We start from the raw sequence: 15,038 nt of genomic DNA, 5'->3' as shown, positions 1-15,038 counted from the left end.
ACGCGTGGTCCCGCCGCGCATCGCCCCTCAAGCGTCATTTCGCGGCCCGCTTGTACGTCGAGAAGCGACATCTGCGCGGTCCGGTCTGTCCCGCCGCACGCCAGGCCACAGACTAGGACGGGACGGGCGAGACATATCAGGGCAGGACGGATCGCATGCTCCACCACGTACGACCCCAGGACGCCGACGGCATCCCGGACGGGGTGTTCCTGGCCCTCGTCGCCTCCGGACAAGCGTTCGCGATCTCGCTCATCATCGCGGTCGGCGCCCCGAGCAGCGGCTACAGCGGGTGGGGTGCTTACGCCTTCGCCGGCGGGTTCGGCGTCCTGCTGCTCGCGCACCGGGCCGCCCCACTCGCGGTGCTCGCGACGACCATCGCCGGCATTTTCACCTACTACGCCATGAACGGCTATCCACCGATCGGCATGGCCGCCCCCGCCGCCGCGGCGCTCTACTTCGCCGCCGAACGCAGGAACATCCGATGGCCGCTGAGCGCGGGACTGGTGCTGCTGGCCGTGTCCGCCTACTTCCGAGCGGTCAACGAGCACGAGGCGGGCGACGTCCTGTCCTACGACCTGCTGACCAACGCCGCACTGATCGGCTGCGCGATCGCACTTGCCTCAACCGTGCGAAGCCGCCACCAACTGCGCGAGCAACAGGAACTCATCATCACCCTGGAACGCGAGCGAGAACGCGACCGCGTCGAACACGCCATGCAGGAGGAGCGCATCGGCATCGCCCGCGACCTGCACGACACGATCGGGCACGCCCTGGCCATCGTCACCGTGCACGCCAACGTCGCCGGTGAGGCCGTCGGACGCGACGACGACACGGTGACCCGATCGCTGTCCAACGTGACCGACGCCACCACGAGATCCCTGCGCGAACTCCGCGCCACCGTGTCCATGCTGCACTCCCCGGCGCGTACGGGCCGCGACGACCGCGCGCCTCATACGCTGGAAGGCATCCAGACCATCGTCGAGACCGCCCGGCAGGCCGGCCTCACCACGCGCACCGAACTGGCCGCCGACCCGGCGCGCGTGCCACCCACGATCGCCACCGCCGCCCACCGCATCGCCCAGGAGGCTGTGACCAACGTGATCAAGCACGCCGGCGCGACCACGCTCACCATCACGACCAGGATCGAAGACGACACGCTCTACCTGACCATCGGCGACGACGGCAAGGCGACGACCGAGCCGAGCGCGGGCGGGCGCGGCGTCGCCGGGATGCGCGAGCGGGCGGCCCTCCTGGGAGGCGCGCTGAGCACCAGCAGGTCGTCAACGTCCGGCACCGCCGTGACCGCCCGGCTGCCGCTGACCCGGGAGCCCCGTACATGATCAGGATCGTCATCGCCGAGGACGAGCCGCTGCTGCGCTCGGGCCTGCGCGCGCTGGCCGAACACGACGGCGACATCACCGTCGTGGCCCAGGCCGGCGACGGCCAGAGCGCGGTCGACTCGGTACGCGAGCACCGGCCCGACATCGTGCTCATGGACATCCGCATGCCCGTGCTCAACGGCATCACCGCCACCAGGCGCATCCTCGACGACCCCGGCCTCGACGGCGTCCGGATCATCGTGCTCACCACGTTCGACGAGGACGAGAACGTCCTGGACGCGATCCGCTCGGGCGCCTCCGGATACCTCCTGAAGGACATCCAGCCACAGGACCTGCGCGACGCCATCCGTCTCGTGGCCGGCGGCCAATCGCTCCTCGCGCCGTCGATCACCGAGAAGGTCATGCGCGCCGCCGCCTCGGCGCACCCGCGAACCAGACCGGAGCTGGTCGAACGCCTGTCCGGCCGCGAACGCGAGGTCCTGGCCGCGATCGGGCGCGGCCTGAACAACCAGGAGATCGCCGCCGAGCTGTTCATCAGCCCCGAGACCGCGCGCACCTACGTCAGCAGGCTGCTCACCAAGCTCCCCGCCCGCGACCGCACCCAACTGGCCATCATCGCCTACCAGAGCGGCCTGGCGGGGAGCGGCTAGCCGGCCTGGTGGGCGATCTGGAGCAGGTTGCCGCAGGTGTCGTCGAGCACGGCGGTGGTCACCGGCCCCATGTCGGCGGGCTCCTGGGTGAAGCGCACGCCGAGGCCGCGGAGCCGCTCGTACTCGGCCTTGACGTCGTCGACGGCGAACGAGGTGTACGGGATGCCGTCGGCGACGAGCGCCTCCTTGAACGGCTGCACCGCCGGGTGGCTGCTGGGTTCGAGCACCAGCTCGGTGCCGTCCGGGTCCTGCGGGGACACCACGGTCAGCCACCGGTGCTCGCCGAGCGGGACGTCGTGCTTCTTCACGAACCCCAGCACCTCGGTGTAGAAGCGCAGCGCCTTCGCCTGGTCGTCAACGAGCACGCTCGCCAGGTTGATTCTCATGTCGGTCCCCTTTCCCGAGCCACCGCTCGATGATCGGTTCGAGCGGGCTGGTGTTGATGTAGTGGAACTTGTACCGGCCCTCGCGCCTGGTCTCGACCAGGCCGGCCGCCTCGAGGACGTCGAGATGCTGGGAGACCGCCTGCCGCGACGAACCGAGCCCATGCTTGGTGGCCAGCCGGGCGCAGATCTCGAAGAGCGTCTGGCCGTCGCGGTCGGTCAGCTCGTCGAGGATCGTCCGGCGCGTGGAATCGGCCAAGGCCTTGAAGACGTCACCCACACGCCGCACCATAGGCAAGCAGATACTTGCATGTCAACTGAAGTCGTGCTGCCGTGCCTCGTACGGGGGCCGCTGCGCGGGTTCGGCGCGGCCTGCCGCGCGTCGTCGGACCGGTCGCATCGGGCGCGAGCGACCGGATGCTGGGCCGCCGCCTCGCTGTGGGCCTCGGGCAGCCACCGGATCCTGGCAGAAGGTCGTGATCAACGCCACAGGTGCAGGTGCGGCTCAGCTCTTGGGGCCGGCGCTCTGGACGACCTCGAACGACCAGATCTGCGATCCGGACGCGGCGGGCCCCTGGCCGTGGCCATGCCCCTGGGCGGCCCCGGCCTGCGCGTGCCCGCGCTGGAAGGCCTGACCTTGCTGCCACGTCTGGAAGTCGTCCTCGCTGCGCCAGCGGGTGTAGACCAGGTACTGGTCGGTGCCCTCGACCGGCCTGAGCAGCTCGAACCACTCGAACCCGTCGGCCGACTCCACCATGCCCGCCCGGTTGGAGAAGCGTCGCTCCAGCTCCTCCCGCATCTCCGTCGGCACGGTCAGGACGTTGATCTTCACGACTGACAACGGAACCCCTCTCTTCCCCTCCAACGCTAGCGTCAGCGCGCGACGCTTCGCGATCTGGGTGCGCGAAGCCGGTCGCGCACCGCGTTGCGCGTCCAGACGGCCTCCGCGCCCGGACCCCGTCCCTGCTCAGGGACAGCGGACGATCATGCCCGCGTACGACAGGTTCCCGCCGAACCCGAAGAGCAGCATCGGCGCCCCCCGCCGCACCTCACCCCGCTCCAGCAGCTTCGACAGCGCCAGCGGGACGCTCGCGGCCGAGGTGTTGCCCGATTCGACCACGTCACGGGCCACGATCGCGTTGACCGCGCCCAGCTTCTGCGCGATCGGCTCGATGATCCGCAGGTTCGCCTGGTGCAGCACCACGGCCGCCAGCTCCTCCGGCTTGACGCCGCCACGCTCGCACGCGCGCCGGGCGATGTCCGGCAGCCGCGTGGTGGCCCAGCGGTAGACGGTCTGGCCGTCCTGGGCGAACCGGGTGGGCGTGCCGCCGATCCGCACCGCACTGCCCAGTTCGGGGGCCGAACCCCATACGACGGGCCCGATCTCCGGCTCCACCGCCGCGCTCAGCACCGCCGCCCCGGCGCCGTCGCCGGTCAGTACGCACGTCGTACGGTCGGTCCAGTCGGTCACGGCCGTCATCTTGTCCACACCGACGACCAGCGCGTGCGTGGCGGCCCCGGCCTTGATCGTGTGGTCGGCCATGGCCAGCGCGTGGGTGAAACCGGAGCACGAGACGCCCAGGTCCATGACGGCCGCGTCCGGCACGCCGAGCTTGGCCGCGACGCGGGAGGCGATGTTCGGCGCCCGCTCGGTCTGGGTGCAGGTGGCCACGAGCACGAGATCGATGTCGGACGCGTCCAGCCCGCTGCCCGCCAGCGCCTTGGCCGCCGCGTGCCCGGCCAGCTCGGTCACGCCCTCCTCCGGCCCGGCCATGTGCCTGGTACGGATCCCGACCCGCTTGGCGATCCACTCGTCGGAGGTGTCGACCATGGCGGCGAGGTCGTCGTTGGTCAGTACTTTGGCGGGTTGGTAGTGGCCGGTGGCGACGATGCGTGATCCGTTCATGGGCCGGACTATAGCAACCGACCGTTCGGACGCTAAAATGGCCCGATGAGCCCGCGCAGATCCGTGGCGGAGGCCCTCGGCACCCGCTCCGCCATCCTCGACCGCTCGGTCGGCATCGCCTCCGTCGCCGGGCTGGAAGGGCTGACCATCGGCCGCCTCGCGACCGAGCTCGGCATGAGCAAGTCCGGTGTGCTCGGGCACTTCGGTTCAAAAGAGGCGTTGCAACTGGCGGTGCTGGAGCGGGCGGGCGAGGTCTTCCGCGCGGAGGTCTGGGAGCCCGTCGTACGGATCGAGCCCGGAATGCCGCGGCTGCGGGCGCTCTGCGAGGCGTGGATCTCCTACCTGGAGCGCGGGGTCTTTCCCGGCGGCTGCTTCTTCGTCGCCGCGGCCCACGAGTTCGACGGGCGCGCGGGGGCGGTGCGCGACGCGGTGGAGGCCCGGTTCGACACCTGGCGGGCGCGGCTGCTCAAGGAGACGCGGCGGGCCGTGGCCGCAGGGAACCTGCCGGGCGGCACCGATGCCGAACAACTGGTGTTCGAGCTGCACGGCCTGGTCATGTCGCTGAACCACACCCTGCAACTGCACGGCGACCGCCAGGCCGTCACCTGGGCGCGCCGGGCCGTACGGGCTCGTCTCGGCATTTCGCCGGCCGCCATTTCGCCAGCCGGCGGTGCGTAAGACGGCGCGTTTAAGAGGCCGCGCGTCCCTGCTGGGTGCGGCGTCGGCATGGGGGTCGGTCTGGTCAGCTCGCCGAGAGCTCCTCGAAGAGTGTCAGCGCCGCCTGGCGTACGTCCTGCGGTGCGAGTCCGTCGAGCGTCTGCCTTGCCTGGAAGACGTCGCGCGTGGTGGCCAGCGTGATGGCCACGGACGCGGCCGCCGCGCGGTCCAGCGAGCCCGCCGGTGCGGCGTCGGCCAGTTGCTGGGCGCTCGCGGCGAGGTCGAGGTTGTCTCTCAACGGGCCTCCTCGGTGATAGCGGGTCGGCCCATTGCATCACCTGGAAGGGTGTTTCATCCACTGTTAGGGCCGTTCCCGGTTCGTCGGTCGAATACGTCCCCGCCTACCCCGTCCGGCCACGTATTACGCACCAGGCACCGTGAGGCCCGATTCGTAGGCGGTGATCACCGCCTGTACCCTGTCGCGCAGCCCGAGTTTGGCGAGCAGATTGCTGACGTGCGTCTTCACGGTGTGCTCGCTGACCACCATGGCCTGCGCGATCTCCGCGTTCGACAGCCCGCGCGCGATGAGCTGCAGCGTCTCGCGCTCTCTGGCGGTCAGTACGTCCAGCGCCCCGGTGGGCCGGGCAGCCGGCCGGGAGGTGAACTCGGAGATCAACCTCCTGGTCACCGTCGGCGCCAGCAGCGATTCCCCCTCCGCGACCACCCGTACGGCGTTGACCAGGTCATCACGGCGCACATCCTTGAGCAGGAACCCGCTGGCGCCCGCCCGCAGCGCGTCATAGATGTAGTCGTCGTGGTCGAACGTGGTGAGCATGAGCACCCGGCAGTCCGTCTCCGCGCACACGATCTTGGCGGCCTCGATGCCGTCCATCCTGGGCATGCGGATGTCGAGCAGCAGCACGTCCGCCTCGTGCGCGCGGACCGCGGCGATCGCTTGCACCCCGTCGCCCGCCTCGGCGACCACGTCGATGTCCGGCTGAGCGTCGAGGATCATCGCGAACCCGCCCCGGACCAGCTCCTGATCGTCGGCGACCACGACCCGGATGCTCGGGGACACATCCGGGCCGGTCATGCCTGGGCCAGCGGGAGTCGTACCGACACCTGGAAGCCCGGCCCGTCCGTGCGGCGACCGGCCGCGGCGGTGCCCCCGCAGGCGGCGGCGCGCTCCCGGATGCCGATCAGCCCGTGCCCGCCCGAAGGCAGCCCGCGCCCGTCGAGCGCGCGGCCCCGGCCGTCGTCGGTGATGTCGAGCAGCAAGGTGTCGTCCTCCCAGGTGAGCCGGATGTTCGCGTGGTTCGCGCCGGCGTGCTTGACGATGTTGGTGAGCGCTTCCTGCGTGACCCGGTACGCGGCGACGGCGCAGTCGGGCGAGACGGGACGCGGCCGGCCGACCGAGGCGAACCCCACCCGGAGCCCCGTATGCGAGACCTGGTCCGCCAGGGCGGGCAGGTCGTCGATGGTGGGCTGGGGCGCGCGCGGCGCCTCCTCGTCCTTCAGCACGCCCAGCATCCGGCGGAGCTGCATCATCGCGTCCCGCCCCGCCGCGGCGATCGCGTCGAAGGCGGCCTCCGCCCGGGCCGGGTTGCTCCTGACCACCACGGGCCCCGCCTCGGCCTGGACGACCATGAGGCTGACCGCGTGGGCGAGGATGTCGTGCATGTCGCGGGCGATCCTGGCGCGCTCGTGTTCGGCGGCGCGTTCCGCTTCCACCTGTCGCTCCCTTTCCAGCCGTTCGGCCCGTTCCTCCAGTGCGGCGGCGTGGGCGCGGGAGGTGGCCGTGGCCCTGCCGATGGCGTACGCGGCGACGAACAGCACGGTCCCGCGCAGCGCGGTCTCCGACGAGCCGACCAGGAGCAGGCCACCGGCGATGGTCATGGCGAACACGGTGATCCGCTGCCAGGTCCCGGAGTAGGCGGCGACCGTGTAGAGCGCGACCATCCCGCCGTACCAGATGGGCTGGCGCGCGACATGGTCGGCGAGATCGTAGAGGGCGCCCGTGCACAGGCTGGCAGTCAGTACGGTGATCGGCGCCCGCCGCCGCCAGATCAGCGGCAGTGACGCGAGGATCACCACCAGGTACCCCCACCAGTCCCAGGGTTGGCTAGTGCGCTCGTCATTGGACAGCAGCGGCCAGAGCTGGGCGATCAGGATCACCGCGGTGAGCGCGCCGTCCACCCAGAGGGGAGGGAGCGCCCGGATCCTTCGCCGCACGATGTCAATAAGCGACAAGTCGGACACAGTGCCTCATCTTTCCGCACTTTTACCGGAGGGCTCTCACGCGTGAGCGGGGGTGTGCCGCGCCACCGGGGTGCGGCGGCCCATCAGCGGCAGGAACGAGACGAACAGCAGGACCGCGCCCACCGGGATGAGGTCCTTGTCGACCGCCGACAGCACGATCTCGGCCAGCACCGCGACCGGCACCCAGGCCTTGACCATCCGGTGCCCGGCGAGCAGGCCGGCGAAGGCGAGCTGGGCGACGTAGAACAGGATCGGGCCAGCGCTGTAGACGACCACCGACACGCCCGGCACCGCCTGTACCTGCGTGAACATCGAGCTCATCGCGTCATGGTCGGCCGCCAGGAAGCCGACGACGATGTCGATCGTGAACTGGGCGGCCGCGCAGCCGATCCCGACGACGCCCCCGACCAGGGCCGTGGTGGCGAGCGCCGACCGCCCCAGCATGCTCCGCATTTCCCAAAATATCGGGACGAATAGCGCCAAAGCGCCAAGAAAGGCTAGGTGTCCGACGGTCCAGGCCACGCCGGGACCGCGGACGCCGTCGAGACCGTCGGCGATTCTGAGCACGCCGTAGGCCAGGACGAGCAGCGGGGCGGCGATGAGCGCGGTGCGATTCTTCATGGCCGGTTCTCCTCGGAGGTGGGGGATATGCAGCCAATTCTCGGATTTCTCCGCTCGAAAGGGATCGCCACGACGGGCGATCCTCGGCCTCCCTCCCAAGAGGGAGTCCGGTCGCCCGCGAGGGCGATCGCGCCGACAATCATGGAGTGCTTGACAAGTCTTATTGTCGGTGGAAGGGTCGATGACACGGAAGAGACATCCACCGAGGAGCCAGTCATGCCGCACGAGTTCGAGGTAAGTCACGAGATCGAGCTGGACGCCTCACCGGAGGAGGTCTGGCAGGCGATCGCCGAAGGGCCGGGCATCGACTCCTGGTTCATGGGCCATAGCGAACTGGAGCCCCGCGAGGGCGGCAGAGGCTCACAGACCTTCGGCGGCGACTTCACCATGGGCTCGACCGTCACCGCGTGGGAGCCGGGCAAACGGCTGGCCTACCGCGGTGACGAGAACCCCGAAGACGGCACGTTCATGGCCTTCGAATACCTCATCGAAGGCCGTGAGCGCGGCAGCACGGTGCTCCGCTTCGTGCACAACGGCTTCCTCGGCGACGACTGGGAGTCCGAGTACGACGCGCTGAAGATCGGCGACCTCCAATACCTCAACAAGCTGGCCGCCTACCTCAAGCACTTCCGCGGCCGGATCTCGACGCACAACCTCATGCTCTGGGGCCCGCAGGCGTCGCACGCTCAGGCCTGGGCCGCCTTCCAGGACGTGCTCGGCCTGACCGGCGGCATCACCGCGGGCGACCGGGTCACGGTCACGCTTGACGGGGTCGCACCGGAGGAGGGCGTCGTGGAGTGGGTCACCGATCCGGGTGCGTTCATCGGGGTGCGGACCACGGACGGGCTCTACATGTTCATCCACGGGCAGGGCACAGTCGTGGTCGAGCACCACGCCTACACCGACATCGATGGGCAGGCGCTGGAGCAGTCCTGGCAGGGCTGGCTGGCGAAGACCTTCGCTTAGGAGGATGTCCGGGCCCGGTTGGGCTGCCGGGCCCGGGAACCCGTGGTCAGCTCGGGATGGGGCTGCCCGCGCAGCCTCTGTCGATCCGGCCCGTCTCGAAGTAGCGCACCACGTCGGCGGCGCACTCAGGTATCCGGGTGGTCGACACGTGCACGTCGTCGGCGACCGTGTAGACGGTGCCGCCGATGGCGCGCCGCGTCTGAAGCGTCCAGTCGTAGACGGACATGAACTCGTACAGATGCCCCGCCAGCACCAGTGACCCGCGGCTCCGCTTCAACGTGGCCTGCTGCACCGGCAGCGGCCAGCCGGAACACAGGGAAACCAGCCCCCAGGCCCGGCCGGTCGCCGGATGGCGCTTCACGAGCTGCTGGTAGGTACGCCAGGCGGTGTCGAAACCGGCCCGGCTGCTGTCCTCGTTGCAGGCGACCGCCAAGTTCATGGTCATGTTCTGCATTTCGGGCGCGCCGGGAACGGGCGTCACCATCATCGAAGCGCCGAGCAGCTCCTTGACGGTGGGCGGGGCGGTGGTGCCCGTCGCCGTCCGCAGTTCGGCCAGCGCCTTGCCCGCGCGCGCCCACTCGGTCGAGTTGCGCCTGGCCAGATCGGCGACGGCCGATCCGTCGATGGGCCGCTGCAGGTCGGTGTAGGTCTTGGGGCTCTCGTCGTACGCGCGGACCAGCTTCGCCACTTCCTCGCGCACCTGCCGGGCGGTGGCGCCGAGACCGTAGATCTCATCGCGGCGGGCCAGCCAGGCGGCCATGCGCCCGAAGTTGCGCTCGGTCGCCTCCGCGCTGTCCTCGATGTGCTTGTCGAAACGGGTCCACGGCGGCGCCACGCTGTCCAGGAAGGACCGTCCGGTGTGCTCGGGGAACAGGCTGCGGTACACCATGCCCAGATAGGTGCCCCAGGAGAAGCCGAGCAGGTTGAGCTTGCGCTCACCCAGTGAGGTCCGCACCAGGTCCAGGTCCTTGGCCACGTTGTCGGTGGTGAGCTGCCCGAGGAAGGCGGGGTCGGAGTTTCCGCACTTCTGGTTGGCGGCGACCTGGGCGTCGTAGATCTTCCTGGCCGCCTCCTTGGTCAGCGTGCCCGGCTCCTGAGGGCCTCCTGGCGAGATGGGGCAGGCGACCTTGGTGCTGTAGCCCACCCCGCGCGGGTCGAGGCCGATGATGTCGTATCGCTCGTTGAGCTTGGCCATCTCCTCGTTCCTGAGCACGACCCGCAGGACCGGGTCCAGGTATCCGCTGCCGCCCGGCCCTCCCGGTAAGACGGCGGTGGCGCCGAGGCGATGGGTTTTGTCCGTGGCGGCCAGCCGGGTGACCGCGATGTCGATCTTCCGCCCGGCGGGGTCGCGGTGGTTCAGCGGGACGCTGACCGTCCCGCACTCCAGGCGCTTCATCAGGGTGCGGAAGTCCGGAACCCGCTCCTCCGCCACGCCCAGGCTCCGGATCACCTCATCGGAGTAGGCCGGGCAGGATTTCCACTGCACGGACGGTGCGGCGGCATCAGCGGTGGCGCCTGCCGCGGAAGGATGCGCCACCAGCCCCACCAGCGCCAGCGCCAGTGCCGTGAGTGATGTTCGGTAGGTCATGCGGAACAGGTGTAACGCAGCGGTGGTTTCCTGGCTGTTTCCGCTCAGGAGGCTGCTTCGATGACGCCGTGGATGGCCCGGGAGACGCGCTCGGCGGCCGTGCCGGGATCGGGCCGTCCGGCGTCCAGCCACGCGATGACCCCTTCGATGGCCACCGCGAACACCAGCCGCGCCGCCCAGTCCGCCCACTGCCGGTCGGCGATCCTGGCGGCCAGATGTTCGCGGGCGATCTGGACGGACTCCCTGGAGAAGTCGTCGACGAGGTCGCGGAACTCCGGCTCGCGGGCCGCGTACCGGAACAGCAGCCTGAACCCGTCGGGGTCCGCCTCGGCCGCCCGCATGAGCGCCGGGATCGTCTGGTCGGTGAAGCCCGCGTCCCCCACCCGCTGGGCGAGATGCGCGCACGCCCGGTCGAGCACCGCCCGATAGAGATCGGTCTTCGACTCGAAGTGCCGGTAGAGGATCACCCGGCTCACGCCGGCCTCGGCGGCCACGTCGTCGAGGCCGGTGGCCGTGTAGCCGCTGCCCGCGAAGGCGCGCGTCGCGGCGTCGAGGATCTGCTCCCGGCGCTCGGCTCGGGGCATTCGCCGGACGGTTTCCATGCGCGCTCCTCTTGTTTACTCTCCAGTCTACAAATACCGTTGTACACATGCCAGTAAACAAGCTTCCCTTCGACCAGCCCGAGCTACTCCGGCCGGCCCCGCTGCTGCGCGGGCTCCAGGCCGAGGGACCGGTGCATCGCGTTCACACGCAGACGGGCGACGATGCCTGGCTGGTGACCGGCTATGAGGAGGTGCGCCGCCTGCTCGACGACGACCGGCTCGGCCGCTCGCACCCCCAGCCGGAGAAGGCCGCGCGCATCGGCGAGTCCGCGCTGTTCGGTGGGCCGATGGGCGACTTCGACACCGAGCGCGAGGATCACGCCAGGATGCGGACGCTGCTCCAGCCGCACTTCTCGCCGAAACGCATGCGGGCTTTCCGCCCTCGGGTGGAGGAGCTGACCACCGAGCTGCTCGACCAGCTGGAGCAACAGGGCTCACCGGCCGATCTCCACCAGGCGCTGGCGTTGCCGCTGCCGATCCTGGTCATCTGCGAGCTGCTCGGCGTGCCGTACGAGGATCGCGACCAGTTCCGCGCCTGGACGCAGGCGGCGGGCAACACCGCCGACCATGCCCACTCGATGCAGGGTCTGACCGACCTGTACGAGTACGGCAAGCGGCTCGTCGGGCGCAAGCGGCACGAACCGGGCGACGACGTGATCTCCCGGCTCCTCGCGGTGCCGGACACGGACGAGGACGAGATCGCGATGCTGAGCATGAGCCTGCTGTTCGCCGGTCACGAGACCACGGTCGTGCAGATCGGCATGGGCGCGCTGTTCCTGCTGGCCAACTCCGGGCAGTGGGAGGCGCTGCTGGCCGAGCCCGGCCTGCTCACCGGGGCGATCGAGGAGATCATGCGGGCGCCCCAGGTGAACGGCACCGGTGGCATCCCCCGGTACGCCCGCGTCGACCTGGAGGTGGCCGGCGCCACGGTCAGGGCGGGCGAGCTGGTCCTGCTGGACATCGGCGTCGCCAACTACGATGAGAAGGTGTTCGCGGATCCGGAGCGGTTCGACGTCACCCGGCAGGCGGCGGGTCACGTCTCGTTCGGGTACGGCGCTCACTACTGCATCGGGGCGCCGCTCGCCCGGATCGAGCTGCAGGCGGTGTTCGCCCAGCTCATCCCGCGTTTTCCGGGGATGCGGCTGGCGGTGCCCGTCGAGGAGCTCCGGGTGCAGACCGACACGCTGACGTCGGGTCTCGTCTCGCTGCCCGTGAAGTGGTGAGCCCTCATAGAGGTCGTTCCATCCTGAAGTCGCAGGTCAACGGCACGGTGTGGCACAGTTGGGGCGTGCAGAGGGTCAGCCGCGGGTCTTGCGGTAGGCGTCCTTGAGGCAGATCTTCCCATCGCGGAAGCGCCACAGGTCGATGCCGTACTCGCAGTACGGCGAGTCGTCATCGGCGACGAGGTGGTACGTCCAGGTGCACACGGCCCATTCGCCGTTCATGAGCGGCTCGCCCTGCTCGATGACCGCACCGGCATCGTGCTCGAACATGGCACGGAAGCCGTCGGCCAGCTCGGCATGACCGCGGAAGGTGCGACCCGGCTCGGGGCCGACGGACGCGGCGTAGACCGCGTCCTCGGTCATCAGCTCCAGCAGTCCGCCAACGTCGCGCCTGGCCCAGGCGTCGGCGAAGCGTTCCAGACATTCACGCGGGCGCGTCTCAGACATCGTCGTTGTACTCCTGTGCGAGGTAGGCGTCCAGGTCCGGACCGCCGGGGTTGGCGAGGACGTGCGTGATCCAGGCGCGGCGCTCGAAGTCGGTGACGCTCAGCTCCCACACGCACCCGGCCGCCTCGCTCGGGTGCGGCGCGAGGTGCTCCGGCCGGTCGGCTGGCGCGGACAGGATCCTCTGGTGGACCTCGTTCTTCTCGGCCCACCAGCAGACCAGCGCGTAGCAGAGTTGGGGCGCGTCATGGGCGATGACGAATCCGACACCGTACCGGTCGGTCGCGACGGCGGGCGCGGGGAGCACCTCACGGGCGGCGCGCAACGCGGCCTCGGCGACTTCCGTGCGGGCAGGCTGCCCGTGCGGCGCGATCGAGTACAGCTTGACCACCCAGTCACCCAGCTCGGCCCGGCGCAGGAAACGCACGCTGCGCGGTTGGTACGGAAGATCAGGCGACGGCGGATGCACGTAAGTCTCCTTAGTTAATGAGGTTTTATCGGATATGCTCCTTATATCTAGAGGCTATCGGAGGATCCCGTGTCTGTGCAGCCCTTGGACGCCATCAACCGCGTCCTGCTGTCGGAGCTCTCCCGCGACGGACGCAAGACGGTCCGCGCGCTCGCCGCGCTCGTGGGGCTGTCCGAACCCTCTGTACGCGACCGGTTGGACAAGCTCTCCCGGGACGGAGTGGTCACCGGCTTCCGCGCGACCGTCGACCCGGCGGAGGTCGGCGCGGGCACGGCCGCGTTCGTCGCCCTGCGCTTCAACTCCGAGCCCGGGGCCAAAGCGGAGGTCAACGCGGCCCTGGAACGGGAGCCGTGCGTACTGGAGGTGCACGAGGTGGCAGGCGAGGACTGCTACCTGATCAAGGTCAGGGTGGGCACCACCGTCGAACTGGCCGACGCGCTCGACCGTATTCGCGCGATCCCCGCCATCTCACACACCAACTCCACGGTCGTCCTGCGTACGGTCTTCGAACGGCCCGTCACCATCGAGGCCGGTCAGCCCCACTAGACGGGACCCCCGCTCAGTTTTTGGAACGGTCAGGTGTCTGAGGGGATGCGTTCGAGCAGGCTCTGCATGTCGTCGGTATATGCCCACTTGCTCGGCAAGACGCCACTTCACCCGCAAAAGTGCGATCAGGCCTCACCGTTGGCGAGCCTGGTGATGGTGTCCGCGACGCGCCGCTGCCTGGTCTCGGCCTTCTTGACGCCCTCGACCTGCAGCACATAGCGGAGTCTGCGTGAGTACGACAGCCCGTCGAAGAAGCGCTTGGCCTCGGGGGCGTCGTCGAGCGCCGCAGCCAGGTCGGCGGGCACCGCCACCTCTCGGGGCGCGGTGTCGAGCTCCAGCGCGACCTCTATCTCGTCGCCCGCGGCCACACCCGCGCCCTGCCGGTTCTCGGCGCTGATCGGCAGCATGTAGCGGCCGCTCATGGAGGCGACCGTGCTGCGGTAGCCGTACCCGTTGATCGTGACGTTGACGGCGGGCCGCTTGCTCCCGCCGAGGCCCTCGACCACTTCGGCGGGGACTTCGATGCCCGTGGCGGTCTTGCCGTTCAGCTGGACGACGGCGCGGAACCTCATACGAAGAACCCTTCCAGAACCGGCGCCAGGGCCGTGGCCTTGACGATGTGCGTCTGGCCGTCGAGCGTGCGGTGCTCGGCGTTGGGCAGCACGCCGGCCCAGGCCCGCATGGCGTTGCGGATCCACGCCGGGCTCTTGCCGCCGTCGATCACCAGGGCCGGGATCTTGACCGAGGCCCAGGGGGCGGCGGGGAGCGGCTTGCCGTGCTCGTACTCGGCCACGAACGCGACGTCGTACGGCAGCGTGTGGACGACGGCCTTGATGCCGGACCAGGCGGGCATGAAGCGCATCATGAAGACGATCGCGCCGGGCAGGTTGACGCCCTTGCGCATGAAGTAGCCGACCGCCTGGCCCCGGCGGCCGGTGGCCACCATCTCGTCGATCTGCCGCACGTAGTCGTCCGGGATCGGCGGCCGGGTGTCGTCGACCACGAACGGAGCCTCGTAGACGGCCACCTTCGACACCGGCAGCCCGCTCTCGACGGCCGCCATGGCCAGGGCCGCACCCGACGAGATGCCGAACAGGAAGGGGGTGCCGCCCGCCTTCTCCACCATCGCGGCGAGGTCCTCGATCTCGCGCTCGGGGGCGAACGGCGCGGTGTCGCCGCTGGCGCCGCGGCCACGGCGGTCGTAGGTGTAGGCGGTGAAGCCGCGGGCCAGCTCCTTGGCCAGCGCCGGGTTCGGCCCGGCCGCGCGGTGGCAGAGCGCGCCGTCGACGAGGATGACAGCCGGGCCCTGACCGATGCGGTCATAGGCGATCTGGGTGCCGTCCTTGGAAGTGACCTTGTCCATGTCCGTCTCCTTTTCAGGTGG

Annotated in this window: 20 protein-coding genes; 6 read left to right on the top strand and 14 right to left on the bottom strand. The window is 69.9% G+C overall.

The annotated features are described in order from the left end of the window. The first annotated feature begins 155 nt into the window (after positions 1-155). Both AB0F17_RS47915 and AB0F17_RS47910 read left to right on the top strand, forming a co-directional pair. Complete coding sequence (locus AB0F17_RS47915) at positions 156-1,340, top strand: histidine kinase (protein WP_358037747.1); 1,185 nt, start codon at positions 156-158, stop codon at positions 1,338-1,340. Continuing rightward, positions 1,337-1,990 carry a response regulator transcription factor gene (locus tag AB0F17_RS47910; RefSeq protein WP_358037744.1) on the top strand — a complete coding sequence of 218 codons (654 nt, stop codon included), beginning with the start codon at positions 1,337-1,339 and terminating at the stop codon, positions 1,988-1,990. Before AB0F17_RS47915 ends, AB0F17_RS47910 begins: the two co-directional genes overlap by 4 nt. Here the strand turns inward: AB0F17_RS47910 and AB0F17_RS47905 are convergent. The 4 genes from AB0F17_RS47905 to AB0F17_RS47890 form a co-directional block, all read right to left on the bottom strand. Beyond that, positions 1,987-2,376, bottom strand: coding sequence for a VOC family protein (locus AB0F17_RS47905; RefSeq protein ID WP_358037741.1), 390 nt, complete (start codon positions 2,374-2,376; stop codon positions 1,987-1,989). The two genes, AB0F17_RS47910 and AB0F17_RS47905, sit on opposite strands and share 4 nt — an antisense overlap. Continuing rightward, entirely contained in the window at positions 2,345-2,653 is a 309-nt protein-coding gene (locus AB0F17_RS47900) for a metalloregulator ArsR/SmtB family transcription factor (protein ID WP_358037738.1), read from the bottom strand. The genes AB0F17_RS47905 and AB0F17_RS47900 overlap by 32 nt, the downstream gene beginning before the upstream one ends. Before the next feature lie 225 nt (positions 2,654-2,878). Beyond that, positions 2,879-3,214 (bottom strand): antibiotic biosynthesis monooxygenase, encoded by a 336-nt coding sequence (locus AB0F17_RS47895; protein WP_358037735.1) that lies wholly within the window; start codon positions 3,212-3,214, stop codon positions 2,879-2,881. Positions 3,215-3,340: 126 nt separating this feature from the next. Then, positions 3,341-4,279 carry a beta-ketoacyl-ACP synthase III gene (locus AB0F17_RS47890; protein WP_358037732.1) on the bottom strand — a complete coding sequence of 313 codons (939 nt, stop codon included), beginning with the start codon at positions 4,277-4,279 and terminating at the stop codon, positions 3,341-3,343. Between the two features lie 45 nt (positions 4,280-4,324). On the opposite strand from AB0F17_RS47890, the gene AB0F17_RS47885 reads away from it, so the two are divergent. Beyond that, positions 4,325-4,957 carry a TetR/AcrR family transcriptional regulator gene (locus AB0F17_RS47885; RefSeq protein WP_358037729.1) on the top strand — a complete coding sequence of 211 codons (633 nt, stop codon included), beginning with the start codon at positions 4,325-4,327 and terminating at the stop codon, positions 4,955-4,957. A gap of 64 nt (positions 4,958-5,021) precedes the next feature. Here the strand turns inward: AB0F17_RS47885 and AB0F17_RS47880 are convergent, their stop codons facing one another. The 4 genes from AB0F17_RS47880 to AB0F17_RS47865 all read right to left on the bottom strand — a co-directional run bounded on the left by AB0F17_RS47880 (position 5,022) and on the right by AB0F17_RS47865 (position 7,816). Next, on the bottom strand, positions 5,022-5,234 hold the full coding sequence (locus AB0F17_RS47880; RefSeq protein WP_214643926.1) for a hypothetical protein: 213 nt from the start codon (positions 5,232-5,234) through the stop codon (positions 5,022-5,024). 123 nt (positions 5,235-5,357) lie between these two features. After that, positions 5,358-6,029, bottom strand: a complete 672-nt coding sequence (locus AB0F17_RS47875) for a response regulator transcription factor (RefSeq protein ID WP_358037725.1) — start codon at positions 6,027-6,029, stop codon at positions 5,358-5,360. Continuing rightward, entirely contained in the window at positions 6,026-7,168 is a 1,143-nt protein-coding gene (locus AB0F17_RS47870; protein WP_358037722.1) for a histidine kinase, read from the bottom strand. Before AB0F17_RS47870 ends, AB0F17_RS47875 begins: the two co-directional genes overlap by 4 nt. A gap of 63 nt (positions 7,169-7,231) precedes the next feature. Next, a complete protein-coding gene (locus AB0F17_RS47865) occupies positions 7,232-7,816 on the bottom strand; it encodes a hypothetical protein (protein ID WP_358037719.1) in 585 nt (194 codons plus the stop codon). Between the two features lie 216 nt (positions 7,817-8,032). On the opposite strand from AB0F17_RS47865, the gene AB0F17_RS47860 reads away from it, so the two are divergent. Then, on the top strand, positions 8,033-8,782 hold the full coding sequence (locus tag AB0F17_RS47860; RefSeq protein ID WP_358037716.1) for an SRPBCC domain-containing protein: 750 nt from the start codon (positions 8,033-8,035) through the stop codon (positions 8,780-8,782). A 46-nt stretch (positions 8,783-8,828) separates the two neighbouring features. Here AB0F17_RS47860 and AB0F17_RS47855 read toward each other — a convergent pair whose 3' ends face one another. After that, a complete protein-coding gene (locus AB0F17_RS47855) occupies positions 8,829-10,370 on the bottom strand; it encodes an alpha/beta fold hydrolase (protein ID WP_358037713.1) in 1,542 nt (513 codons plus the stop codon). Positions 10,371-10,414: 44 nt separating this feature from the next. After that, on the bottom strand, positions 10,415-10,972 hold the full coding sequence (locus AB0F17_RS47850) for a TetR family transcriptional regulator (protein WP_358037710.1): 558 nt from the start codon (positions 10,970-10,972) through the stop codon (positions 10,415-10,417). Between the two features lie 47 nt (positions 10,973-11,019). Here AB0F17_RS47850 and AB0F17_RS47845 point away from each other — a divergent pair, with 47 nt between their 5' ends. Continuing rightward, positions 11,020-12,195, top strand: a complete 1,176-nt coding sequence (locus tag AB0F17_RS47845; RefSeq protein ID WP_358037707.1) for a cytochrome P450 — start codon at positions 11,020-11,022, stop codon at positions 12,193-12,195. 75 nt (positions 12,196-12,270) lie between these two features. On the opposite strand, the gene AB0F17_RS47840 is transcribed toward AB0F17_RS47845, so the two are convergent. Together AB0F17_RS47840 and AB0F17_RS47835 are read right to left on the bottom strand one after the other, a co-directional pair. Then, on the bottom strand, positions 12,271-12,642 hold the full coding sequence (locus tag AB0F17_RS47840; RefSeq protein WP_358037704.1) for a nuclear transport factor 2 family protein: 372 nt from the start codon (positions 12,640-12,642) through the stop codon (positions 12,271-12,273). Next, positions 12,635-13,108: a hypothetical protein gene (locus AB0F17_RS47835; RefSeq protein ID WP_358037701.1), complete on the bottom strand. Its 474-nt coding sequence runs from the start codon at positions 13,106-13,108 to the stop codon at positions 12,635-12,637. The genes AB0F17_RS47840 and AB0F17_RS47835 overlap by 8 nt, the downstream gene beginning before the upstream one ends. Before the next feature lie 69 nt (positions 13,109-13,177). Between AB0F17_RS47835 and AB0F17_RS47830 the strand changes: the two genes are divergently transcribed. Further along, complete coding sequence (locus AB0F17_RS47830; RefSeq protein ID WP_358037698.1) at positions 13,178-13,654, top strand: Lrp/AsnC family transcriptional regulator; 477 nt, start codon at positions 13,178-13,180, stop codon at positions 13,652-13,654. Between the two features lie 125 nt (positions 13,655-13,779). Here AB0F17_RS47830 and AB0F17_RS47825 read toward each other — a convergent pair whose 3' ends face one another. Both AB0F17_RS47825 and AB0F17_RS47820 read right to left on the bottom strand, forming a co-directional pair. After that, positions 13,780-14,226, bottom strand: a complete 447-nt coding sequence (locus AB0F17_RS47825; protein WP_358037695.1) for a YdeI/OmpD-associated family protein — start codon at positions 14,224-14,226, stop codon at positions 13,780-13,782. Further along, complete coding sequence (locus AB0F17_RS47820) at positions 14,223-15,017, bottom strand: alpha/beta hydrolase (RefSeq protein WP_358037693.1); 795 nt, start codon at positions 15,015-15,017, stop codon at positions 14,223-14,225. The genes AB0F17_RS47825 and AB0F17_RS47820 overlap by 4 nt, the downstream gene beginning before the upstream one ends. Positions 15,018-15,038 lie beyond the last annotated feature (21 nt).

The sequence above is a fragment of the Nonomuraea sp. NPDC026600 genome (assembly GCF_040638335.1).
Classification (GTDB): Bacteria; Actinomycetota; Actinomycetes; order Streptosporangiales; family Streptosporangiaceae; genus Nonomuraea.
Note: the sequence above shows the minus strand (reverse complement) of the source record. Positions and strands in the feature narration are given on the sequence as shown.

What these genes read in the sequence shown, in the direction of transcription:
- AB0F17_RS47915 (WP_358037747.1), top strand. Translation starts at nt 156, where the DNA reads ATGCTCCACCACGTACGACCCCAGGACGCCGACGGCATCCCGGACGGG.
- AB0F17_RS47910 (WP_358037744.1), top strand. Translation starts at nt 1,337, where the DNA reads ATGATCAGGATCGTCATCGCCGAGGACGAGCCGCTGCTGCGCTCGGGC.
- AB0F17_RS47905 (WP_358037741.1), bottom strand. Translation starts at nt 2,376, where the DNA reads ATGAGAATCAACCTGGCGAGCGTGCTCGTTGACGACCAGGCGAAGGCG.
- AB0F17_RS47890 (WP_358037732.1), bottom strand. Translation starts at nt 4,279, where the DNA reads ATGAACGGATCACGCATCGTCGCCACCGGCCACTACCAACCCGCCAAA.
- AB0F17_RS47885 (WP_358037729.1), top strand. Translation starts at nt 4,325, where the DNA reads ATGAGCCCGCGCAGATCCGTGGCGGAGGCCCTCGGCACCCGCTCCGCC.
- AB0F17_RS47875 (WP_358037725.1), bottom strand. Translation starts at nt 6,029, where the DNA reads ATGACCGGCCCGGATGTGTCCCCGAGCATCCGGGTCGTGGTCGCCGAC.
- AB0F17_RS47865 (WP_358037719.1), bottom strand. Translation starts at nt 7,816, where the DNA reads ATGAAGAATCGCACCGCGCTCATCGCCGCCCCGCTGCTCGTCCTGGCC.
- AB0F17_RS47860 (WP_358037716.1), top strand. Translation starts at nt 8,033, where the DNA reads ATGCCGCACGAGTTCGAGGTAAGTCACGAGATCGAGCTGGACGCCTCA.
- AB0F17_RS47855 (WP_358037713.1), bottom strand. Translation starts at nt 10,370, where the DNA reads ATGACCTACCGAACATCACTCACGGCACTGGCGCTGGCGCTGGTGGGG.
- AB0F17_RS47850 (WP_358037710.1), bottom strand. Translation starts at nt 10,972, where the DNA reads ATGGAAACCGTCCGGCGAATGCCCCGAGCCGAGCGCCGGGAGCAGATC.
- AB0F17_RS47845 (WP_358037707.1), top strand. Translation starts at nt 11,020, where the DNA reads ATGCCAGTAAACAAGCTTCCCTTCGACCAGCCCGAGCTACTCCGGCCG.
- AB0F17_RS47840 (WP_358037704.1), bottom strand. Translation starts at nt 12,642, where the DNA reads ATGTCTGAGACGCGCCCGCGTGAATGTCTGGAACGCTTCGCCGACGCC.
- AB0F17_RS47825 (WP_358037695.1), bottom strand. Translation starts at nt 14,226, where the DNA reads ATGAGGTTCCGCGCCGTCGTCCAGCTGAACGGCAAGACCGCCACGGGC.
- AB0F17_RS47820 (WP_358037693.1), bottom strand. Translation starts at nt 15,017, where the DNA reads ATGGACAAGGTCACTTCCAAGGACGGCACCCAGATCGCCTATGACCGC.